The sequence below is a fragment of the Variovorax gracilis genome (genome assembly GCF_030317115.1).
GTDB lineage: Bacteria > Pseudomonadota > Gammaproteobacteria > Burkholderiales > Burkholderiaceae_C > Variovorax > Variovorax gracilis.
Window position 1 is genome coordinate 14,571 of sequence record NZ_JASZYF010000030.1, and the last position, 22,721, is coordinate 37,291.

Annotated in this window: 18 protein-coding genes and 2 pseudogenes; 12 read left to right on the plus strand and 8 right to left on the minus strand. The window is 67.3% G+C overall.

What is annotated here, in order from left to right; genetic code table 11:
• Positions 1-45 precede the first annotated feature (45 nt).
• Positions 46-261, plus strand: a complete 216-nt coding sequence (locus QTH97_RS30715) for a DUF3606 domain-containing protein (protein WP_286572378.1) — start codon at positions 46-48, stop codon at positions 259-261.
• A gap of 757 nt (positions 262-1,018) precedes the next feature.
• Positions 1,019-1,669 (plus strand): annotated as a pseudogene (locus QTH97_RS30720) (SDR family oxidoreductase).
• A 200-nt stretch (positions 1,670-1,869) separates the two neighbouring features.
• On the opposite strand, the gene QTH97_RS30725 reads toward QTH97_RS30720, so the two are convergent.
• The 5 genes from QTH97_RS30725 to QTH97_RS30745 all read right to left on the minus strand — a co-directional run bounded on the left by QTH97_RS30725 (position 1,870) and on the right by QTH97_RS30745 (position 7,584).
• On the minus strand, positions 1,870-2,214 hold the full coding sequence (locus tag QTH97_RS30725) for a hypothetical protein (protein WP_286572379.1): 345 nt from the start codon (positions 2,212-2,214) through the stop codon (positions 1,870-1,872).
• Between the two features lie 158 nt (positions 2,215-2,372).
• On the minus strand, positions 2,373-3,818 hold the full coding sequence (locus QTH97_RS30730; RefSeq protein WP_286572380.1) for a YihY/virulence factor BrkB family protein: 1,446 nt from the start codon (positions 3,816-3,818) through the stop codon (positions 2,373-2,375).
• 311 nt (positions 3,819-4,129) lie between these two features.
• On the minus strand, positions 4,130-6,055 hold the full coding sequence (locus QTH97_RS30735; RefSeq protein ID WP_286572381.1) for a PAS domain-containing hybrid sensor histidine kinase/response regulator: 1,926 nt from the start codon (positions 6,053-6,055) through the stop codon (positions 4,130-4,132).
• 317 nt (positions 6,056-6,372) lie between these two features.
• Positions 6,373-7,077: a hypothetical protein gene (locus QTH97_RS30740; RefSeq protein ID WP_286572382.1), complete on the minus strand. Its 705-nt coding sequence runs from the start codon at positions 7,075-7,077 to the stop codon at positions 6,373-6,375.
• A 45-nt stretch (positions 7,078-7,122) separates the two neighbouring features.
• Positions 7,123-7,584: a hypothetical protein gene (locus QTH97_RS30745; protein WP_286572383.1), complete on the minus strand. Its 462-nt coding sequence runs from the start codon at positions 7,582-7,584 to the stop codon at positions 7,123-7,125.
• 277 nt (positions 7,585-7,861) lie between these two features.
• On the opposite strand from QTH97_RS30745, the gene QTH97_RS30750 reads away from it, so the two are divergent.
• From QTH97_RS30750 to QTH97_RS30760, 3 genes are all read left to right on the plus strand, one after another.
• Positions 7,862-8,131 carry a GlsB/YeaQ/YmgE family stress response membrane protein gene (locus QTH97_RS30750; protein ID WP_286572384.1) on the plus strand — a complete coding sequence of 90 codons (270 nt, stop codon included), beginning with the start codon at positions 7,862-7,864 and terminating at the stop codon, positions 8,129-8,131.
• Positions 8,132-8,141: 10 nt separating this feature from the next.
• Positions 8,142-8,612, plus strand: a complete 471-nt coding sequence (locus tag QTH97_RS30755; protein ID WP_286572385.1) for a YidB family protein — start codon at positions 8,142-8,144, stop codon at positions 8,610-8,612.
• A 142-nt stretch (positions 8,613-8,754) separates the two neighbouring features.
• Positions 8,755-9,546 carry a methyltransferase, TIGR04325 family gene (locus QTH97_RS30760; protein WP_286572386.1) on the plus strand — a complete coding sequence of 264 codons (792 nt, stop codon included), beginning with the start codon at positions 8,755-8,757 and terminating at the stop codon, positions 9,544-9,546.
• Positions 9,547-9,747: 201 nt separating this feature from the next.
• On the opposite strand, the pseudogene QTH97_RS30765 reads toward QTH97_RS30760, so the two are convergent.
• Positions 9,748-10,119: pseudogene (locus QTH97_RS30765) on the minus strand (class I SAM-dependent methyltransferase); the annotation flags it as partial.
• 528 nt (positions 10,120-10,647) lie between these two features.
• Here QTH97_RS30765 and QTH97_RS30770 point away from each other — a divergent pair.
• Entirely contained in the window at positions 10,648-11,814 is a 1,167-nt protein-coding gene (locus QTH97_RS30770; RefSeq protein WP_286572387.1) for a hypothetical protein, read from the plus strand.
• A gap of 501 nt (positions 11,815-12,315) precedes the next feature.
• Positions 12,316-12,507 (plus strand): hypothetical protein, encoded by a 192-nt coding sequence (locus QTH97_RS30775; RefSeq protein WP_286572389.1) that lies wholly within the window; start codon positions 12,316-12,318, stop codon positions 12,505-12,507.
• A gap of 319 nt (positions 12,508-12,826) precedes the next feature.
• Here the strand turns inward: QTH97_RS30775 and QTH97_RS30780 are convergent, their stop codons facing one another.
• Positions 12,827-12,988: a hypothetical protein gene (locus QTH97_RS30780; RefSeq protein ID WP_286572390.1), complete on the minus strand. Its 162-nt coding sequence runs from the start codon at positions 12,986-12,988 to the stop codon at positions 12,827-12,829.
• Positions 12,989-13,472: 484 nt separating this feature from the next.
• Between QTH97_RS30780 and QTH97_RS30785 the strand changes: the two genes are divergently transcribed.
• Positions 13,473-13,790: a hypothetical protein gene (locus tag QTH97_RS30785; RefSeq protein ID WP_286572391.1), complete on the plus strand. Its 318-nt coding sequence runs from the start codon at positions 13,473-13,475 to the stop codon at positions 13,788-13,790.
• A 624-nt stretch (positions 13,791-14,414) separates the two neighbouring features.
• Positions 14,415-15,503, plus strand: a complete 1,089-nt coding sequence (locus QTH97_RS30790; protein WP_286572392.1) for an acyltransferase family protein — start codon at positions 14,415-14,417, stop codon at positions 15,501-15,503.
• 49 nt (positions 15,504-15,552) lie between these two features.
• Here QTH97_RS30790 and QTH97_RS30795 read toward each other — a convergent pair whose 3' ends face one another.
• A complete protein-coding gene (locus tag QTH97_RS30795) occupies positions 15,553-15,891 on the minus strand; it encodes a hypothetical protein (protein ID WP_286572393.1) in 339 nt (112 codons plus the stop codon).
• 95 nt (positions 15,892-15,986) lie between these two features.
• Between QTH97_RS30795 and QTH97_RS30800 the strand changes: the two genes are divergently transcribed.
• The 3 genes from QTH97_RS30800 (at position 15,987) to QTH97_RS30810 (ending at position 22,490) form a co-directional block, all read left to right on the plus strand.
• Entirely contained in the window at positions 15,987-16,340 is a 354-nt protein-coding gene (locus tag QTH97_RS30800) for an FAD-dependent oxidoreductase (protein WP_286572394.1), read from the plus strand.
• Positions 16,341-16,588: 248 nt separating this feature from the next.
• On the plus strand, positions 16,589-16,882 hold the full coding sequence (locus tag QTH97_RS30805; protein ID WP_286572395.1) for a hypothetical protein: 294 nt from the start codon (positions 16,589-16,591) through the stop codon (positions 16,880-16,882).
• 409 nt (positions 16,883-17,291) lie between these two features.
• The gene (locus tag QTH97_RS30810; RefSeq protein ID WP_286572396.1) at positions 17,292-22,490 is read left to right on the plus strand and encodes a non-ribosomal peptide synthetase; all 5,199 of its coding nucleotides are present in this window, start codon (positions 17,292-17,294) and stop codon (positions 22,488-22,490) included.
• The last annotated feature ends 231 nt before the right edge of the window (positions 22,491-22,721 follow it).

The window sequence follows — 22,721 nt, forward strand, 5'->3', positions numbered from 1 at the left end:
GAACGGCTCGCCTCTTCGCCCCCCCACCACCCAGGAGTCCTCACCGTGAGTTTCGAATTCGTTCCCCACGACCTCGCGCGCATCGATCTGAGCGATGTCTACGAATTGCGGTACTGGGTGCGCGAACTTCGGGTCAGCGAAGGGCGCCTTCGCGCAGCAGTGGCAGCGGCCGGCCCCCGGCTGGCCGCGGTGCAAAAGTACCTCGGGATCCACGACGCCCCGGCTTCGACGATGCCGGCGCCCCTTTGGACCCGCCGCTGACGCACGGCGGCGAGGTGGGCAGCGGGCCAGGCCGGCCCCCGTGAACCGGCCCCCGCGACCGACAGCGAAGCCCTCGACAGTTGAGTGCGTGCCGCGCGCGGTGGATCCTGGCCTGTCTCCGTTGCTGCACCTGATTGCGGGGAGCCCACCGGCGCGCGCTAGAGAAATCGGCACTTTCCAGGCGGATCGGTTGCCCCGGCTGGCGTTGATGGCGTTCCAACGCCACCGCCTCGATGAGTTCGAAATGCGCCTGGCACGCTTCGAGCAGGCTTGCAGCGCCTGCGCGCGCATGAAACAGGTGTCGCGGCGCGTTGTCCGAGATCTCGGCCAGCACGCGCGAACCGTCCAAGTCCTCGGGAAACATCGCAAACCGGACGCTCGCCCGGTGGAAACAGTGAACCGCTTCGCATCGCATCGTCGCCTCCCTCGCCTCACTGCGGATAGCGTCTTCGCGGAAGGCGCCATCCACCGGCCATGGCCCGGCTTCCACTGCCGCGCACACCAGGAAGGGGCAAACGGCGTGCCCTGGGGCAAGTCCAATGGCCCTCGAAAAGCCGGGCGCCGGCTGGCGGATGGCCGGGCGAAGCGCCGCTGCGGCACGCGGATTGCCCGGAATCGCGACCGGGGCGCGCAAAGCGGGATGCGAGAACTCCATGACCGATGCCCTCGAGAGTCGCCCCACGCCCCCGTTCCCGACCGCGGTGAAGGCCGCCGGGATTCGAGTCGAACATGACGCCCTTGCCGGACTTCGGTCAAGCTGCGCGGCAAGGCGGCCCTGATCACAGGCGGGGACAGCGGCATCGGCCGCGCCGTGGCCGTCGCCTTCGCACGCGAAGGCGCGGACGTCCTGATCTCCGACCTGCCCGAACGGAAGCGCACTGCCAGCATCTGGTCGATACCGCGGTCCAGCACTTCGGCCGGTTCGATGTGCTGGTGAACAACGCGGCCTTCCAGCACAAGGCGCTCGAGGAAATCACGGAAGAGGAGTTTGACTGGACGTTCCACACGAACGGCTACGCCAACTTCTTCCTTTGAAAGGCCGCGGTCGGCCACATGAGGCCGGGTTTCTCCATTTCAGCACGGCCTGCGTCAACGACGACAAGCCGAACGCCACCCTCGTGGCCTATGCCTCCACCAAGCGGGCCGTCCAGAACCCGAGCGAGGGCATGGCCCAATTGCTCGCCGAGAATTGCATCCGCGTCAACTGCGTGGCGCCTGGTCCGTTCTGAACTCCCTGATCCCTTCCACCCTGCCGGATGACAAGGTGAAGGCGTCGGGCTCCCAGACACCGATGAAGCGCTCCGGCCAGCCCGCCGAACTGCAGGCCGCCTACGTGCTGCCGGCCTGCGACGATGCGCGCATCTCCGGGGCCACCCTTGCGGTCACCGGCGGCGTGCCTCTCATCTGAAACCGGCCGGGGAGGCTGGACCTGTCCACGCCCGCAAAGAACGCCGTCGCGCGGCCCTCACTTTCCCTGCGCGGGCATGCGCGTCGACCCGAAGGAGGGCGCGACGACATCGCGGTGTGCACCCATCGCCGCAGCCTCGCGGAGACCATGCGCGACCGTCGCCTCGCCCGGCCTACCCCGAGCCCAAAGGCCTCGGCTCGTCACAGCGGTTGAACCCGACATCGAAGCTTCATCTGATTGCCGCTGAGCATCTGGGACCAGAGTGCCTTCAGGCTCACTGCCTCGTCTCCCCACATCGCCGGCACCCCGCCGCGCAGCAGGCGCTGCTCTGCGCTGCGAAGAAAGACGGCGCTGCCGCTCAGCGCCAGGGTGAGCGCGCCCGCGTCCGTTGCGACCAGCCTGAGCTCCCCAAAGCCGGGCAATTGCTGGATGGGTGCGATCCGCAGCGTGCGGGGCCCAGGCGGCTGGCCTGCCTTCGTGTGCGTTGCTGCGCTTTCCTTTGCCCTCGCGGCGTGCGCCTTGCCCGCATCTGCATCGGTGATCATGGAACCGTTCCTTTCTACCTTCCACCTTCGACAGGCGGTGCAATGTGAGCCCAGACGAGTCAGCCATGCGATCGCGACAACGGGCTCGCTCTCCGTGACGGCTGACTCGTCGCGGCAATCGAAGTGCCCGATCGCGCGCACGGCAAGGTCCCGCGGACTCATCGTCCACGTCGCCGCGCCACCTTCCGCTGGCGGCCGATCCAGCGCTTGACGAGGGCGTTCCCCACCGCCAAGGCCCCCAGAACGACAAGCCGTTCGGCCAACGCGCGCGCGGATCGCGCGAGGCGCTCATCGACCTCGTGGCGCGCGGCGGCGCTCTGGCCAAAGCGGGCGTCGGGGACGGCAGCGGCGCCCTGGCCTGGCGACACGGCCACCACCACGGCCTGCCGACCCTGCGCCTCGGTTGCGGCCATGGCTTGCGAAGCGGCCAAGGATCCGTGCGCGTCGGCGTAAGCCTTCGTGAACTCTGCTCCAAAGAGGAAGATCTGTGCCGCGTAATAGACCCATGCCACGACCACGACGAGCGAACCCGCGGCGGCGAACGATTCGTTCACGCCGCTTGCGCCCAGGTAGAGCCCGATCAGGGACTTGCCGATCACGAAGAACAGCGCCGTCACCAACGCACCGATCCACACGTCGCGCCACGCAATGGAAACGCTGGGCATCCACTTGAAGATCAACGTGAACAGGAGCGTGAAGACGGCGACCGATATCGCCTCGTTGACCCCGTGCAACAGCACCGATGAACCCGGAAGGAGGCCTGCGAACCAGCCGTCGAACGCCGACAGGCCTGCGCTCACAGCCAGCGACACGATGAGCAGGAACGCCATGGCCAAAATCAGCCCGAACGACAGGATGCGTGCGCGCAGAACGGCCCAGATGCCCTGCGGCTTGTCCTTCTCGGGCACATGCCAGATGCGGTCCAGCGCGCTTTGCAATTCGGCAAACACGGTGGTCGCGCCCACCAACAGCACGGCCGCGCTGACCAGCCCCGCGATCCATCCCTCGTCGCGGTCGCTGGCGCTGCGCAGCAGGCTCTCGGCCGCCGAAGCGCCCTCCGCCCCGACGAGTCCGCTGATCTGTTCCACCACCTGCGCCTGAGCCTCGTCGCGGCCGAAGACCGCCCCGGCGACCGCGATCACGATCACCAGCAGCGGTGCCATCGAGAAGATCGTGTAGTACGAGATGGCGGCCCCCATGCTCGGCGCATAGTCATCGATCCAGGCACCTGCGGCCGTCCGACAGAGCACCACGAACTCCCTCGGTTTCAGCCAGCGCCCGGCGCGCGTTCCCGAGGTGGGATACCCGGCCCGGGCGGGGGCCCGACGGCCGACTCGCGTTTCGCTTCTGGCACCGGCTTCCTGCACCCGGGGCGCAGGCGTGCGTGCATGCAGCTCGCGGGTTTCCAGTTCCGCCGCCCGTCGTTCCGCGTCGGTGGGCCGAATCAAGGTCGCGGGCGCGATGGCGCGGGCGGGCCCGAGCGTGGAGGAATCGGCTGACATCGCTCGCTTTCCTGGGTGGGAGGTCGGATCGCAAGATTCGGATCCGCCAGCGCCCCTCGACGTAGGAAGTTCACGCATGCCGCTACCGGCGAGCGACGTCACCCCCTGCACTTTTGCCAGCCGCGTCGCGCGGCCGACGTTCCAAGGCCGGCGGACGGCTCGGCCTCCAGCCGCGTTTCGCCGTGAAAGTCGGCAACCGTGCTGCGCCGCCCCGGAGAAGGAATCCGCGTATGCCGTGTGTCCTGTCCTGCACACGATGTCGCGGTTTGGCGCACGCGCGCTGCGCGAGCAGCGACCCTCTCACCCCGCGTTCAGGCAGTGGCCCGACTACCCAAGGACGAGGCGGCGGCACCGCCAACGTCTCTCGGCCCTGGTGTGACCCCGGGGCTCGCGCGGCACACGCCGTCCAGCGATCAGGAGGAGCCGATCAGGCGTTTCAAGACGGCGGACAACTGGTCGAGCTGGACGGGTTTCGTGAAGTGCTCATGAAAACCCAGTTCCAGGCTCTTCGCACGGTCGGCAGGCTGGCCGAAGCCGGACACCGCGATCAGCGCCGGCGGATCGGCCACCTCGCTGCGCACCTTCTGCGCCACTTCCCAACCACTCAGGCCCGGCAGACCGATGTCCAGCAACACCACATCAGCCTGTGTGCTCTTGATGGCACGAAGCGCGGCGTCGCCGTCGAAGACCGTGGACGGGAAGTAGCCCAAGGCTTCTACCATCAGCGAGAGCGTCTCCGCAGCGTCCTGGTTGTCGTCCACCACCAGCACGCGCTTCCCGGTCTGGGGCCCGGGCTGCTCAGGCGCTTCTATCGGTGCCGCAATGGTCGGCAGACTCACGATGAACTCGCTGCCTTCTCCGGCAACGCCCTTGCTGAATGCGCTCACGTCCCCGCCGTGGAGGGCAGCGATGTTCTGAACCAGCGTCAGCCCCAGGCCCAGGCCCCCTTGGGGACGGGAGATGTCCTGATCGCCCTGCGTGAACAGGTTGAAGATGCCCGGCAGGTCCTGCGGCGCGATGCCGGGTCCGTTGTCGGCCACGCTGATCTCCGCGCGTCCCTGTGCGGTGTCGAGGCGTACCTTCAGGCGGCCACCGGGCGGCGTGAACTTGGCGGCGTTGTGCAGCAGGTTCGATACCACCTGCACCAGGCGGGTATGGTCGCCGCTGACCCAGGCCGAGCTATCCCGAAGCTCGACGTCGAGCAGATGGCGCTTGGCATCGCGCAACGGCTTGGTGGCCTCGATGGCCTCCATCACCACCGTGGCCAGCCTCACCGGCTTCAATTCGAGATGAATCTTGCCATGCGCGATGCGTCCAACGTCCAGCAGATCGTCCACCAGTCGCGTGATCTGCCTCACCTGCCGCGACGCCACGGCAGTGAGACGCTTGATCTGCGGCTCGACCGCCTGACGCTCCAGAATCTCCACGACGTTGGCGATCGGCGCCAGGGGATTGCGCAACTCGTGTCCCAGCATGGCCAGGAACGTGGCGATGCGTCGCCCTTCGTCCTCGAGCGCCCGGACCCGCCGGCGCTCGGTGAGATCGCGCGTCACCTTGGCAAATCCACGGTGGTTGCCCGCCTTGTCAAACAGCGCCGTGATGACCACGCTCGCCCAGAAGCGGCTGCCGTCCTTGCGCAAGCGCCACCCCTCGTCCTCGTAGCGGCCGGTCTCCAGCGCCGCCTTCAACTCCAGCTCGGGAAAGCCGCTTGCCACCACCTCGGGAGGGTAGAACACGGAGAAGTGCTTGCCGATGATCTCCGCGGCCTCATAGCCCTTGGTCGTGCGCGCTCCCGTGTTCCAGCTCACCACATGGCCCGTCGGGTCCAGCATGAAGATCGCATAGTCCTTGACCCCGTCCACGATCAGCCGAAAGCGCTCTTCGCTCGCGCGCAGCTGCTCCTCGTGCCGCTGTCGGCTCGTCAGATCCCGCACGATGGCGGAGAAGCCCTTCAGCGATCCGTCCGGATTGCCCAGCCGCGTGACGACGATGCTGGCCCAGAAGCGCGTTCCGTTCTTGTGCAGGCGCCAGCCTTCCTCCTCGCAATGGCCGCGCTCTGCCGCCGTCTTGAGTTCGTGCGCAGGACCTCCCACGTCCACCAGCTCGCTCGGATAGAAGAACGCCACGTCTTGCCCGATCGCCTCGTCAGCACCGTACCCGGTCAGGGCGTGCGCGCCCGCGTTCCAGGTCAGGATGCGTCCGTGGCGGTCCATGAAGAAAATTGCATAGTCGAGCACCGCGTCGACCATGGCCCGGTAGTCGGTGTCGGCGACGACCCAGTCCGTCGGTACCGACGCCGTGGTGATCGACGCAGGAAGCGTGTCGGGGGGATCGTTCATTGTGTGTGTGCCTGCCTCGTGCCCGTGGGCTTGCCGCAGCGTAGGCGAGTGCACCGCGCGCCGCCGTCGGACGCCGCCGCTTTCTGCGCCCTCGTGCGATTAGCGCAGGCCACGCGCCGCGCTAGCAGTTGGCGCGAATGCTTCGAATCAGGGTCTGTTGGCTCACGCGCTGCGTCTCCACGATCGCCGTGCCCTCGCACGTGGTTTTCGACACCCGATCGCTGTATCTCGCCTCCACGCGGCGGTCATCGATCGGGCGGATCGAGCGGATGACCAGCGGCCGGTCCAACGAGCCGAAGAACCGCGCGATGTTGTGCTCACTGAACGGGCCGACCCCCCGTTTTGCGGGAATCACCACCGCTGCGGCCGCTTGGCCGTCCGCCGCAGACAACGCACGATAGAAGGTCTCGACGGACCTGCGCTGCGCTGCTGCCGCCGACAGGCGACACCCCGGACGATATCCCGGTCGAGACAGGCGCTTGCGGCACCTGCGCGGCGGGCGACCCTGGGCCTTGCGCATGCCACACAGGCGGTGGCGGCAATGCAGCCGCCATCCGATCGGGCGGCGGGGGCGGCGTGGTGGCAGCGGGCAGTGCGACGTTGCCGCCGCGCGCAGGGGAGGGTGCGTCCGTCACGTGCACGAACACGGCCACGAAGCCGATCGTCATCGCCACGGCGAGCGCGCCCAGCACCATCCAGAAGGACTTCGTCTCGGGCAGTAAGGGCAGGGCCCTGTGACCCAGGTGGTCCGGATGGGCCGGGTGGTCCGAGTGGTCCGAGTGGTCCGGATGATCTGGCTGGTGGCCCGGTGCGCCCTGCTCGCCTCCCGAGAGTCGTGCTGCAGCGCGCCCTTTTTCCAACGACGTCATGCCCTGCGGCGCCGACGTGCCCGAGACCGCGAAGCCGGGCAACTTGCCGGCGCAGCCGATGCAGAACAGGGCACGGTTGCCTCGACCGCAGCGGTCGCAGACGTTGGTCATGCCGGACGTCGCGTATTGGCGTCCGGGGACCTTGTCCGACATGCCGCAGGACCCGGATCATCGGCTGGCGTGACGCGGCAGGGCGGTCTAGCGACGTGCGCGCATCAGCGTCATCAATAGCGCGGTCACTACCGCGCTGCCGGCGGCGGCGATCGCAACCGCCTTCATGGGCTCCTGCGCAGCGTACTCCATGCCCCGCTGCTTCAGATCGGCGGCCTGGTCTTTCACGTCATTGATCTTCTTGCCCGCGGCGTTGACTGCCGACTGCGCATACGCCTTCCCGGTCTCGGCCGCGGCGCTCGCCTTGTTCTTCGCGTCCTGCAAGTAGCCTTGCGTCGCCTCCGCCGCCGCACGCAATGTCGAGCCGCCCTGCGTGTCCTTGCGCATCGATGCCTCATCCGCGAACCCGGCTCGATCCGCCTGATCGGACCGGGGACTGTCGGCCTGCGCGAAGGTGTTCGAGTCCATGGCGCTGCGACCGGCGTCGGTTCCGCTGTCGTTGCGCGTCTCGGCGCCGTCGGCCTGGAAGTTGGGTGAGTTGGTTTCCATGGTGTGGTCCTCAAACAGTGGTAAAGATCGGAAGGGGTGATGGCGGCAGCGATGCTGGGCGCACGGCGCACTCATAGGAGGCTTATCGACCTTGCCGTCCTGCGGCTCGATCGGCCGTCGAGCCGTATCGATGTAGGCGGCGGCTCGCTTGAGGGATGCGGCAGCGCTGCGCGGTCGTCGGGCTGCGGTCCTTGACCTCGGCGTTTGGAGGTGTTGTCCTATACGCGCTCGACGCCAGCGGCTCGACGCTGCGGCCACCTCAACCAAGGAGCACTCCATGAACCTCATCATCTGGCTCGTCGTGGGCGGCCTGATCGGCTGGGTCGCCAGCATGATCATGCGCACCAATGCCCAGCAAGGCATGGTCCTCAACGTGATCGTCGGGATCGTCGGATCGCTTCTTGGGGGCTGGCTGGTGGCGCCGCTGCTCGGGGCCGCAACGGTCAACCAGAACGACTTCAGCGTGCGCGGCCTGCTCGCCTCGCTGATCGGTGCGGTCATCCTGCTGGCGATCGTCAATCTGGTCCGGCGCGGCCGAGTCCGCTGAGGAGTGCGCCATGGGCTTGCTCACACAGATCCTCGGTGGCCTGGCCGGTCGTGCGCTGGGCGGTCGCGACAGCCAGCGCGGCGGCGGAGCTGGCTTGAGCCCGGTGCTCATGGCCCTCCTGCCCGTGGTGCTCAGCATGTTGCAACAGCGCGGCCAGCAGGGCACTGGCACGGCGGGCGGCGCGGGCGGCATCGGCGAGCTGCTTGGCCAGCTGACCCAGCGGGGCTATGGCCGACAAGCCGATTCCTGGGTCGGCACCGGGCCGAACGAAGCCCTGCCACCCGAGGCCATCGAGGAGGTCTTCGGGCAGGACGAATTGCATCGGATCGCGCAGCAGGCCGGCGTCGGAGACGACGAGGCGCGCAGCGGCCTGTCGCAGCTGCTGCCCGACGTGGTCGACCATTTCACGCCCAGCGGTAGCCTGCCCGAAGGGGGTCAGCTCTCCGCGAGCTTGGACGACTACCTTCAGCGGCTGTCCTAGCAACGGCGCGTCGCGCGGCGGCATCGCGCGGCCATCCCGCTCCATTGGCCAGTGCCTCCGTCCACGCTTGCCCGCTCGGGCACCCCGATTGCCCCGCAGCTGTGACGTCGCGTCGCTGGCGTTTTGCGCGACCTCGACGTTAGTGAAGAAGGTGCCCGACGACCCCCTCCCCGGTGTCACCATGTCATTGCTCCCCGCGGCCCGCATGGTTCGGCGGCTGCTCGACGGCCCGGCCGCCCGGCCGGTGCTGTTGCAGCTGAGGCGCGAACACTTCCTCTCCAGCGAGGGCTGCGGGTTCTACTACGGCAAGTTAGAGAACTTCGCCGAGGCGCGGGCCTGGCTTCCTCCAAGCCACGAGTTCAACCGGGCCTGCCTTGCCGCAGAGTACATAGAGGTCCGCTCGAAACGGATCTTCGCCTACGACTATCCGGTCCTGTTCTGGCTGCAGGGCGCGTTTCGGGAAGGAGCGGCAAGCGAGCTCGATATCGGCGGGTCGGTCGGCGTTCACTACGATGCCCACGGCCGCTACCTCCAGATGCCCGCAGCGCTCGCGTGGCGCATCGTCGAAGTGCCGGCGATGGTGACCATCGGAAGAGCCCTGGCGACAACCAGCGCCGCGTCCGCCTTGTCATTCACCGATGACCTGGCCCAGGCGGTGCGCTCGACCGCCAGCGACGTCTGGCTGTCGGCGGGCGCCCTTCAATGTCTCGAAGAGGTGTCCCTCGCACCGTTCCTGCGTCGATGCATCGCGCGGCCGAAGCACGTGCTCCTGAACAAGCTGCCGCATGTGCTCAACAAGCACCGATTCATCGAGTCGATCGAAGCGATGGGCTACACGCCCGGGGACGCCTGGGACGTCGCCGAGCGCACGCTGTACCTGCCAGGCTTTCCCGATCGCAGCCTCTCCAGTTTCAGCGGGCCTCTACTTCGCTGAACGGCGGCGCCCGGCGCACCGCGCCGCCGTCCCGCCTGCCGTCCACAGCGCGTGACCATCGTCTCGCCTCCCAGAGCGCGCGCCTGCCGGCCGCGAGCAGGCCATGCGCTGCGGCATGCTGCAGCCGGCGCGATGCTCAGCGCGTTGTTCAGCGCGCCGCAGACGCCCGTGACGAGCGCGCCGAACGCCGCCCCGGTCGGATCACTCGCAGCCACGGGACGGCGGACTGCAGCGCGTGCCGGCATTGCGCAGCACCACGAGCTTCGAAGGCCCGAACCGGTTGATCGACTCCACGCCAGCAGCTGCCAGTCGTGGGCCAGCATCTGCTCGTCGAAGCGACATTCCGAACGAAAGCCCCCACGCCCCGCGGCAGCTCGGACAGCGCGCTGCAGCAGCCACCAGAACGGGCTTGCAGACTCGGCGCATCTCGCGCACAAGCTCAGCCGGTCGCGGTGTCATCGACAGCGCATAGGGCAGCGTGACGCAGTCGAACGACGCATCGGGGAAGCTCATCCGCTCGGCGTTCATGTGCGCAAGTTGGATGTCGTGCTGCGGCAGGGCGCGCCGCGCGTTGGCGCGCGCTCGAGCCTGTCATGCGAGAGGGCGATGCCGACGATGCGGGCGCCTAGCGGGTAGCCCGCCCAGCGCGAGCCCGGTCTCGACGCCCACCTCCAGCAATGACGTCGGCCGCAGCGCGTGCACGCGTCGCGCCATCCGACTCCGGCCCGGCTTCCACACCCGTCCGAGCAACAGGCCGCAGCGTGCGGCCACGCGGGCGTACGCCGGACGACCTCGGCTTCGCAGACCGCCGGCGTCCCGGGCGTGCGCGCGGCACGGCGGTGCTGGGCGCGACCTCGGTGCGTGAGCGCAGCGACCGAGTCTGCACGGCTTCCGAGGGGCACCCAGCCACGTCTTCACGCCCTTGTGCTGGCGACAGGCTTCCGAGCGCGTCGGCGCGCTAAAGCAGCTGCCGGCGTCGCCTTGCGCGGTGCTGCCCGGCGGGGCCTTGGCGCCCCCGGGCGCCGAAAGCTCCGTGCTGAACCTGGCGAAGGAAGTGCCGCCAGGACGGCGGTCCCCCTCGACGTGCACAATCTTCACGCCATGACCACGCCATCCGCCGTTTCGATCGTCGACACGCTCCTTGGCTTGCAGCTCGGCGTTTCTGACGGCCTTGGACGGGATCGCTTGACGCTCGAAGGGATCAGCTGGGCTGCCGGGATCGGCGGCGCAGCCGAGATCGGCATCGCCCGGCTCGAAGCGACATCGGTGATGCTGCGCAGCGGTCCGCACGAGATCCGCGTCGGCCGGGTGGCCGTTCAGGGCCTGCGATGCACGCTGGAATCGGCGGAGGGCCGGATGCGGCTCGGCGCGATGACGGCGGAACGGATCGAAGTCGCCGGCCTCAAGCTCTCTGGTCCGCTGGAGATGCCGTCGCAGTTCCAGCCGTTCGCCGATCGCCTGCGCCAGGCGGGTGCCGCCGCGCCAGCACCGAACCCCTCGGCCGGGGCTACGTTGCCGGATTGGTTCCTCGGCCCGCTGGCCGCGGCGGAGGGCAGCATCCGTGGCCACATCGAGGACGCGCAGCTTCTCTTCGACGCTGAGGTCACGATTCCGATCCGCGGGGGCCGCATCGATTTCGGCGATGCGACGGTCGGGCACGTGGGTCCGGATTCGCGCATGGGCGTGAGCCGCATGGGCATCTATGTCGATGCGCCCAACGGCCGCAGCTATGTGTTCCAGTTCGCGGCCGCTCCGATCAGGGGGGTCGAATTCGAACGACGGGGGATTCCGCTCGGCCCCTTCGTGGCAGAGCGCGGCAGGATCGACCTGCAGAGGTTCGCCGAGTCGCTTTTGAGCGCCGCCGCATCCCACGCGGGCCAGGGGCTGACGGAGCAGGCCCGGACCCTGCTGGGGCGCACGTCGCTGGAAGGCGAGATCCGACTGGGTGACAGCTCTGTCGCGATGCCCGGCGCCCGCGCGCAGCTTCAACGGGACCGTGCGGGCGACAACACCCTCCGGCTGCGCTCGCCGAAGGTGGCCGCGGGCCTGGACGTGGAGCTGGCCTCGCTGGCGGTGCGCGCGGCCTGCGCGCACTTCGGCGGGTTGGAGGGCCAATGCGAAACGATTGCCGGCCAGCTGCGCGCGAGCCTGGGGGGGTCGGGCGCCGAGAGTCGCTTCGAACTGGAGATCGCTTCGCTGCAGTTGCTCGGGCTGCGCATTGAGGCAGCGACCTTGGCGCGCGGCGCAAGCCCGACTTCGACCGCATGAAGGCCGCCGGCTGTCCCGTCATCGCCGCTTTCGCCCTTCGTATGGGGCAGGCAGCGCCGCGCACCGCCGATGTCGCTGGGCGCGAGACACCCTTGCTCGGACTTGATCGTGGCGTGAAGCTTGGCGATTGCGCTCCGGGCGGCTGAGGTTTCCGAGAGGTACCCGTTGGAGTCCTTCGTTGCGCGCTCGACGGCCCAGGCGAGCCGCCCAGGTGTTGCTTCAGCTTCCTCATCGCGATCAACGTGCTTTCGGGCCTTGCGCCCAAGGATCGCTGTCGCAACGAGCGCGATTCACACCAGGCGAGCCCCCGGAACTCGCCCTTTGTGAGGGCTACGGCGAAGCGCAAAAGGTTCGCATCAAAGCCCTCGATCCTTTTCCTCGGCCAAGGGTTTCCAGCATCATCAAATGTGGGGAGGCGCCAATCCCGGCGGCCTTGTATTGTCCGTCGCCGCTCACGAGAGGGGCGTGTCAATCGATAGGCATTTCCAGCAGGAGGAAGCTTTGGCCAGCGAGATTCGTCAACACAAGGAAGCTCTCGAATTGCGGCGACGATTGCTCGAAGCCGAAGCCAGCGGCGACGATTCCAGGCGAAAAATCCTTGCCGACCTCAGGCGGATCGAAGTGCGCGAACTCACGGAGCGACAGCGCGCAGACCAAGCTGCGTACATCGCGCAGCAGTGCGCTGATGCCTGATCCGCGTCAGTTTCCATGTCGACAATTGACGCGCTAAGGGTGCCGACATCCTCATGCGGGTCGATGAAATCACCGACATGCTCCAATCTTATTCGGCGCTTGGCGAAATCAAGGTCGAGAACAGAGACGCTGCCCCATCAGAAGCTGCTTGGTACCGGCGCCGGCCAGGCTGATTGGCGCCGACCGCCCGGTCGATGAACGTGAGCGACGCAGCAGAAGATGCTCGGCGCGGACGAACTCATCCACTCATCCAAGCGCGCCAGCGGCATCGGCCACCGCAAGGCGTCTCCGATCAAGCGGAGCACGATCTGCGCGCGCATCACCAGGGCCATGCAACGTACCCGAGCAAGATCGAACGTGCGGCCACGATGACATCGAGATCGGTTGAGAGGCGCTGAGCAAGGATGGTTCGACCCTGCGCATCGATCACCATCGATACGCTGTTTTTCGAATGCAAGTCAATCGCCGCATACAGTTCCATGTCGATCTCCTTCGTTGGCGCCCTGAGATGAACCGCACGAAAGCCACCCCCTGATTGCCGCGCCCTTGCTGGCCTTGCTCACCGTCGCTCACTGCGGCGCGAAGCGATCCTTTCGGTAAGAGCCGCGAATCGGCGATCGTGCGCCTGACTGACAGCCGCCGGCCGAGACCGCGCAGTCCCTGATCGCCAAGCCTCAGATCCTCTCACCGAAGCGTCCATATCCTTCTTGTCAATGTCCTGCGACATAGCGCAACTTCATCGGACCTGACACCATTTTTTGTCGATGGCCTGCAGGTGTGCACAGGCGGGTTCCGGTTTCCGTAGACGAAGTAGCCCCGGAGCGACGCAGCGTGTGGCTTGTGAGCAAGCGAAGAGGCTGGACCGCCTTTCAGGCTCCGAACTTCAAATCAGTCAACCCGGCCGGGCCCAATCTGTCCGCGCGCGATCACCCGTCTTGCCGGGAAGGAGGAAGAAAGGGTTGGAGATGAAAGAATTGAAGCGTCCTTCCCGCTCTCAGTCAGACCCGCTCCTCCCGGTGTTGGCGGACATCCCAGCGACGTTCACCGAGGCGCAGGCAGAGACGATCTTCGCCCTAATGAACATCAGCGCGATCGACAGCGAACTCGCCGACCACTTGCTCAGTGCATGGTCCGCGGAACGCTTCAGCGTTGCACAGGCGCGATGCATTCACGAGATGCTGCAACTTGACGCAGATGACTTGCGGGCGACTCTCGCCGATGCCTTGGAACCCTGCGGGCTTCGCCGAAGGCTGTCGTCGCGGCGGGAGAGTGGCCGAAGGTAAAGCGGCGTGCCGATTGCATTTCCTCGGCTTGCTCGATGCGCTGCACCTCCAGGAATGAATGTTCTCCATCTCCGAAGCGATCGTTTGTGATCGTGGGCGAGGCCAGGTCGGAGAGATCGAGGCAAGGACGAATTCCAACGTCGCCTCAAGACCTGCGCAAACAACGCGAAGGCAGCACAAGGCCAGCACCGGCGATCCACGAGGTCGGTGAGCTCATTCGATCTCCCATTTTTTTCGCGCGAGTTGCTGTGGGCTGAGCGCCTGCGAGGCTGTTCGAAAGCATGGCGACGGGCCCGTCCAGACTATCGCAAGCGATGAGCATGAGCACGTGACGACGGGCCATCGTCCGACAGGCTGCCACCAGATTCGGCCGAGAGTCCGTGCACCATGAGCCCTCACTGATCTCGCACGGCGTAGCGCTCGGGACGGAAACGCGTCCGACCAACGTCGCCCGGCAGTTGCTGCCTTGCATGCCGGCGATCCGCGCAATTTCTGATGGCGTTCTTTGAGACCGGCGCTCAACGCGAAGCGCGATTTGCAAGCTATCGGACATTGATGACCATTCCAGTGCGGAAATCCCACCCAGAGCCGCGGTCGACGGGCCGCGTGCTGTCCGCTCCGCCCTTGTATCAGTCGATCCAAGCGTGCCGAGCGCTCGCGGCCCTGCTGGTGGTGTTCTTCCACCTGGGCGGCAATCTCGCCAAGGACAAGTACTTTGGTGCGCACGCCGTTCCCCTTCAGCGGATCTTCCTCTTCGGCGGGTCTGCGGGTGTGGCGTTCTTCTTCGTTTTGAGCGGTTTTATTATCGTGATGATCCATTGGCAGGATTTCGGGCAGCCCGCTCGCCTAAGGCCGTACCTGCGCAAGCGGCTGGTGCGCATCTACCCGACCTATATCCTGATCTTCTGTGCTGTCTACGCCGCCGCATTGCTAGTGCCGTCCTTGCGCGACGCCATGCCGACGGATGTGGGCGTGTTGCTCGAATCCCTGCTGCTCGTTCCGCAGGATGTGGCCATGGTGGGCGGCACCGGCGCGCCGGTCATCGTCGTGGCCTGGTCGCTGCAGTACGAAGTTGTGTTCTATGCGGTGGTCGCGCTGGCGTTCGTCCATCCCTTGGTGTGCGCGTTCGCCGTACTGGCGTTGGCTGGCAACTTCGTTTGGCAGATGCTCGGCGGTGCGCGGCAGTTTCCGGCGTCCTTTTTCGCGAACGAGTTGATGCTGCTGTTCGCGATGGGGGTCGGGGCCGCGGCCGCGCTGCACCGTCGCTGGCAGTTCGGCCGCCCGCTCAGCGTGGCCATCCTGGTGGGCGTGGCATTTTTCGCCATCGGTGCCGCGTCGGTATGGCGAGACGAGTCGCACAATGCGTACTTCAATCTCGGCTACGGCGTCTGCGGCGCGCTTGCCATCGTGGCTCTGACGCAGGCGGAGCGCGCGCAGCCGGCGCGCTTCGCGAGCCGCATGCTGTCGCTGCTCGGCGATGCCTCGTACGCGCTCTACCTGATTCACTTTCCGTTGATCGCCGTGCTGTGCAAGCTCGCAGTCGCCGCCGGTTTGCGTGGCGTGACCGGCGTGGGCGTGGCCTTTGTCGCGATCACGTTGGCATGCGTGGCGACCTCGGTGGCATTCCATTTGTGGATTGAAAGGCCGATGCTCAGGCTGATGTCGGGCAACGGCGGGCGCAAATCGGGGCGAGCACGCTGCGGCACGACCTGAGCGGAGCGCCACTCCGGCGCAATCGTTTTCAACGAGAGGCCGTGCGCCGCTACGGACCCCATCCCTCCAACGACATGAACAGCCAAAGCGATCCATCGGCGGTCGCCTTTCGTGCTGAGTCGGCCATCGCCTTCGCCTCGGTCTTGGTGTCTTCGAGAGTCGTTGTGTCGCGCGTGTAGACCTTGTTGACGCGCTTTTCCGCATCCTGTTGGCTCAGGCCGGTTCGCTGCGCGACGAGCTGGTTTGAGTAGCGGCTGTCTTCTGGTGATAGGGTACTCGTGCGCAATGCGGTGGCAACGGTTCGCCCCACCTCCGCAGTAGTCCGATGCGCGCATATCAAGCGCCTGGTCTTGCTCCGAGAAGCAACCATCGGCAGGGATTGCAGCAAGACTTGCCGCTCACGCCAAGCCCCTCTGCCGACGACGTCGCCACGACCCGAAGCGCTGGGCCTCGTGCTGCCCTGCCGCAGACGCGGCAAGCGGCATGCCAATTGCTGGCCGAGACCTGACGCAGGGGCTTTCATGCCAGCCCGCCTTCACCTTCCACTCCGGTGGCAGCGGCGCACAGACGGGCTGCGCGCGCACGGCGCGCGCGCATCGCGTGTCGCAGCACTCCCAGACCTTGATCGGATCGCTTCTGGCCGCAGTCGCGGACGCGGATGAGCGCTCTGCAGCCGACGTTCTGGTCGCCGGCGCAGGGATCGCGGGACTTTCCTGCGCCGCGGCGCTGGCGCGTTGCGGTCTGCGCGTCGTGGTACTGGAGGCCCTGCCTCACCTCGGCGGCCGCGCCGCCAACTGGCGCGATGCGGTCACGGGCAACGGCTCGTCTTGTTCCTGACCCGTCAGAATGGGGACTGCATCGCGCGGGTGCGTCTCGCTGGCAGCCACGCGTCGGCCTCTTCGTGGGAAATGTGCGACTGCGACGCCAAGGCGTTCTCGGAGGATTCCGTCGCTGCCCGCTGCGAGGAATACTGACACACCAGCCCGGTGCGCCCACGCTCCTTCTAGGGCGCGCAGCCTAGAGCCGGGCATTCAAAACGCGAGCGGGCGCTCTCAAAATAACTGAGTAGGATAGTTTGACCACCGATGCCCATGACCGACATGAACCGCACCTCCCAGCAAACGAAGGCCCAATTGAAGTGGGCCGTCGCCTGCGAGCAACTCAGCTTTGTTCTTGACCCGCCCGCAGGTGTCGTCGCGCAGGAGCAGATCGACCTCGCCACCGCAGTACAGCGGGTCCAGGCCGCGCTTGAGGACCTCCAGGTGGCCTTCGACGAGAAGGGAGGGCCGATGCTCGATGAAAAAGGGCTGGAGGCAGAGGATCGCGCGGCATGTTCCGCACGGCCGCCCACGCCTTTCCAGCCTGGCGAACTTCGATAGTGTTTGCGGCGTGCCGGCGCGGTTCAAGCTCCGTGGGGAGTGCCGAGAGCGACAGTCGCTGCGCTCGAGCCCGCGGTCGCCGATGCGCATTTGACCCCAGCGATACGCCCGGACGGGCCTCTCCCCCCGGGTGGCGGCCAGCAGATCCAGGTGCTCGCCGACGCGAAGCCACGAAGGAGAGCCGTGGCGATCAGCCGAGCAGAAGGGCGGGGGCCGGGTGCCGTGCATCCCCGCCTTTTCCGGGCTTTCGACCTACACACAGAATGGCATCCGACCGGGAAACTGCAGCCTAGCGACGCATGTGGAACCGAAAGCGGGGCTGCGTGCGGCGACAGTATCTTGTATTTCACTGGGTGGTTTCGCTTGATACGCCGCTGCGAGCCCGCGACCGAGAGATTGTTAACTTCCCTTGATTCAATCCGTCCCCTCCGAGTGCAGCGCGCACCATGCGGCCTCCGCCGACACGCTTGCCAGGCTATTCGACGCACGCTGCGCTGAGAGAGGCGATCGTCCAGCCTATGTGGTGCTGCGCGACAGCCTGTCGATTGCCCATCGCCTGAGTTATGCCGAACTGGGTGAGCAGTCGCGCGCGCTCGCCGCGCGCCTGTCCACCGTCACGCGGCCCGGTGACCGGGTGTTGCTGGCCTTGCCGACGGGGCTGGACTTTGTGCGCGCCTTCTGGGCCTGCATGCTGACCGGCCGTGTGGCCGTTCCGGTGCCGCCGCCTGACCCGATCCGGCTGCTTCGCGCAGCGCCCCGGCTGCGCCTCATCATCGAAGATGCAGGTGCCAGCCTGGTGCTGGTGGGCGAATCGATCCTGCAATTGACGGCCGATGTGCTGGGCTCGCAGGACGCCACCGGCGCGCGCTGGCTCACGCCAAGCGAACTCCTGAGCCTGGAGCCCGCAGAGCCGGCGCTGTCTCTGGCCGATGCGCCCGCGGGACCCGAAACCCTCGCCTACCTGCAATACACCTCCGGCTCGACCTCGGCGCCCCGCGGCGTATGCATCACCCATGGCAACGCGCTGGCCAATGCGCGCGCGCTGATCGTGGCCAACGGCGGCAACGCCGACAGCCGGGTGCTCACCTGGCTGCCGCAGTTCCACGACTACGGGCTTGTGTTCGGCGTGCTGGCACCGATGGAACTGGGCATCGGCAGCTGGCTGATGTCGCCCTTGGCCTTCCTGCGCCGTCCCTTGCGCTGGCTGGATGCCCTTGCCGATTTTCGAATCACGCACAGCGGCGCGCCGGACTCCGCCTATGCGGCCTGTCTGCGCCATTTAGCGGGGCAGCCCTTTGGGGGCGATCTTTCCAGCCTGGTGTCCCTCAGCTGCGGTGCCGAACCGATCCGTGCCGACACCGTGCGTCGCTTCTTGGAGGCCTGTGCGCCGGCGGGCCTGCGGCCCACCTCGTTCTCGCCGGGGTACGGGCTCGCCGAGTCAGTGCTCGGCGTGACTCTCGCCAGGCGCAACCAGCCGCCACGCCTGCTCCACCTGGATGCGGCGGCATTGCAGGCGCATCAGGTGCGCAAGCAGTGCCGTGCAGATGCCGCCAGCCGCACCCTCGTCGGCTGCGGATCGCCTCTGGAGGACACAGAGGTGGCGATCGTCGCTCCAGACACTCACCTGCGTCGTGCCGCCGATGGCATCGGCGAGATCTGGGTGCGCTCCCCCGCCGTCGGCGCGGGTTACTGGCAGCAGCCCGAACTGACGCGCCATACCTTCGGCGCCACCCTGGCGGACGAAACGGGACCCTGGCTGCGCACGGGCGACCTGGGCTTCATCGACGACGGCGAATTGTTCGTGACCGGGCGGCACAAGGACCTCATCGTCATTCACGGCGAAAACCACTATCCACAGGACATCGAGCGAACCGCCGAGCGAGCTCATCCCGCGATTCGCGCGGGCTTCGGTGCCGCCTTCGGCATCGACGGCGAGCAGGGCGAAGCGGTGGTCGTCGTGCTTGAAGTGGAGCGTTCAACCACTGCGGCCGACGCAGCCGACATCGCACGCACGGTGCGCCGAGCGGTCGCCCAGACGCATGAGGTGCCGATCGACGCCGTCGCAGTGGTTCGGGCCGGGACCCTGCATCGGACTTCGAGCGGAAAACTCCAGCGCCAGTCGTCCCGCAAGGCCTGGATTGCCGGCGAGATCGATCTGCTGGCGATGGAGCGGCAGGGCCACGGGACGGCGCAGGTCGCGCCGCGCGATGCCGGTGAGCAGGCCGTATGGGACATCTGGCAGGAGGTGCTGGGCACCAGCGCCTTCGGCGTGCTGGAAACCTTCGCCGAGCTCGGCGGCACTTCGCTCACGATGTCGCAGGTCGCATCACGGCTCCACGATCGGCTGGGCGTGCTGCTCCCGCTGGAGGCATTGTTCGAGCACGCCACGGTCGCCGCGCTGGCTGGGCGGGTGGCGGAGGCGTTGCGCGACGATGCGCGCGCTCCCGCGACGCCCATCGCCACCGTACCGCGCGGCCAACCCTTGCCTGTCTCGCTTTCGCAGCGCCGCATGTGGGTCATCCAGCAGTTCAATCCCGCTTCGGTGGCTTACCACGTCGAGGTCTCGCTCCGGCTGCGTGGCCCGTTCGACCCTGACCTGCTCCAGCGCGTGCTCGACCGGCTGGTCGAGCGCCACGAAGGCCTGCGCACCCATTTCAGGATGGAGGGGGCGGAACCGGTCCAACTGATCCTGCCCAGCCTGCCCATTCAGGTCGAGCACATCGATCTCCAGGCGCTGGATCCGGGCGAGCGCTTGGCCCGGGCGCGTGCCCTGTTGCGCGAGCGTGCGGCCACGCCGTTCGACCTGGCGCATCCGCCTCTCCATCGCCTGACGCTGCTGCGCCTGAGCGGGGACGATCACGTGTTCTTCTGGCTCATGCACCATGCGATCGCCGACAACTGGTCGATGGCGGTCCTGATGCGCGAAATGCTCGCCCTCTATTCCGCCTGGCGCGGCGGTCGCGAGCCCCGGCTCGCGACCCTGCCTGTCGAGTACGCCGACTATGCCGTCTGGCAGCGCTCGCCCGAGACCCGGCAGCAACGTCAGCGCCAGATGGCCTACTGGGTGGAACGCCTGCGCGGACTGCGGCCCCTGTCGCTGCCCACCGATTTCGTGCGCCCCCCGCACCCGGCCTCTCACGGTGCCAGGGTGTCGGCGGCCTTGCCCTTGCGACTTCGCGATCGGGTGCGTACCTTCTGTTCCCGGCACAGCGTGACCCCGTTCGTCGTGCTGCTGGCCGCGTTCAAAGTCATGCTCGCGCGGCAGGCCGATCGGACCGACATCGCGGTGGGCACACCGATTGCCAACCGCCATCACCTGGCCACCGAGCAACTGGTCGGCACGCTGGTCAATACCCTGGTCATGCGCACCGACCTGTCCGGCGACCCGAGCTTCCTGCAGCTGATGCGGCGCGTGCGCGACACGGCGCTCGGGGCCTATGCCAACCAGGACGCACCGTACGACGAACTCGTGGAAGCCCTGGGGCAAGGCGGAATGACGCAACCCGACGGCCTGGTGCGCGTGCTGTTCAATGTGCTCAACGCACCGGTGAGCGGACTGGAGCCGGTGGACTTCAGCTACGAGGATTTCGAGCACGAGCACACGGCCTCGCAATTCGATTTCTCGATTCACATCGACACCGAGTTCGCACACCGCATCCGCCTCGAATACTCCACCGAGCTCTATGCGAGCGTGACCGCCGAACGCATGCTCGAGAACTTCATCGCGGTGATCGAGCAGGTGCTGGCCGAACCGGAGCGGCGCTTGTCCGCCTACTCGGTCGTTGCACCGGCTCAACTGGCCCTGCTGCGCAACATCTGGAATGGCACCCAGCTGCAACTGCCGGTGCAGCAGGTGCTGCATCGCCACCTGCGCACCGCCAGCGAGGCGTTGCGCGACCGGGTCGCCGTGGTGGACGCGTCGGGGCGCCAGATGCGCTACGGGGAACTCGAGGCGCAGTCGAACGTGCTGGCCCGTGCGCTGCGCGCGCGTGGCATCGCCCGCGGGCACCGCGTCGGGCTCTGCCTGCGGCGCAACGCCGGCATGCTGGCGGCCCTGCTCGCCGTGCTGAAGTCGGGCGCGGCCTATGTGCCGCTGGACCCGGCCTTTCCGGTGAACCGGCTGCGCTACATGGCCCAGGACGCGGATCTGTCCGCCATCCTGGTCCCGCCGGATCTTGGCGCCCCGTTCGATGACGTCGGCGTGCCCTTGCTCGACCCCAACGATCCCGGGACGGCTGCCGATGCATCGCCACTCGCGCTCGCGCCCGATGTGGCGCTGGACGCCCAGCCGCTGGATGCGGCCTACATCATCTACACCTCCGGCTCCACCGGGCAGCCCAAGGGCGTGGTCGTGCCGCACCGGGCGGTGGTCAACTTCCTGGTGGCGATGGCGCGTGAGCCGGGGCTGCTCGAAAGCGATCGCCTGGTGGCAGTCACCACCTTGTCGTTCGACATTGCGGTGCTCGAGCTGCTGCTGCCGCTGGCCGTCGGTGCCGAGGTCATCGTGGCCAGCAGGGAGCAGGTCGGTGAGCCGACGCAACTGCGGGAACTGCTGGAGCGCCGCGAGGCCACGGTGATGCAGGCCACGCCGTCGGCCTGGCGCGCCCTCGTCGACACGGGTTGGACCGGCGGACCCGGCTTTCGTGCGCTGGTGGGCGGGGAGGCGCTGCAGCTCGCCCTGGCCGAGCAACTGATGGAACGTAGCACGGCGCTGTGGAACATGTATGGCCCGACCGAAACCACCGTGTGGTCGACCTGCTGGCAGGTGCAATCGCCGGCGCAGGGGATCAGCATCGGCCGCCCGATCGGCAACACGTCGGTGTGGGTGCTCGATCCGCACGGCCAGCCGTGTGCCATCGGCGTGCCGGGTGAAGCGTGCATCGGCGGGATGGGTGTGGCCCTGGGCTACCACCGACGCGATGCGCTGACGGCCGAACGCTTCGTGCCGGACCGCTGGAGCGACGAGCCCGGCGCGCGCCTGTACCGCACGGGTGACCTGGTTCGCTGGCGCCACGACGGCCTGCTCGAACACCTGGGCCGGCTCGATCACCAGGTCAAGGTGCGCGGCTTTCGCATCGAACTGGGCGAGATCGAGGCCGCGCTGACGGCACATCCGTCGGTTTCACATTGCGTGGTCGTCACGCACGTCGAAGGCGAAGACGATGTCCGGCTGGTTGCCTACTGCGTGCCACAAAGGCACCTGATCGACCCAGCGGCACTGCGGGAATTCCTTCGTGAACACCTGCCCGAGTACATGCTGCCGCAGCACATCGTTCGACTCCCCGAATTGCCGCTGCTTCCGAACGGGAAGATCGATCGCCATGCGTTGCCCAAGCCGGTCGGCGAGGTCTTGATGACACCGCAGCGCCGCAGCGCCCGCCTGCAAACGCCGGAAGAAATCACCATGGCCGGCATATGGTCCGACCTGCTTGGCGTGGAGGACCTCTCGCCGCTGGACAACTTCTTCGACCTGGGAGGCCACTCACTGTTGGCCATGCGCGCGGTGCTCGCCATGCGCGAGCGCCTGGGCTGGGACGTTGCGCCCATCCGTCTGGTGTACGAGACGCTGGGTCAGATCGCGCAGAAAGAAAACCTGGCGAGGCGCTGAGCTGGCGCCGCGACCCGTGGTCTTGCCCGAAACAGCGGATGCATGCGCTCGAGACAGCCGTTGCACTCAACGCAGCGCATGGAGACGCGCACCGGGTCAGCGCGGCGGAAAGCAGGGGCCGGTCAGTGCTGGTTGCGCACGGCGCGCGCGATGGCGCTGGCCAGTGCGCGGAAGGTCGATGAGTCACGAAGCCGTCCCTGCGCCTTGAAGTTCGTGCCTCGTCAGCGACAT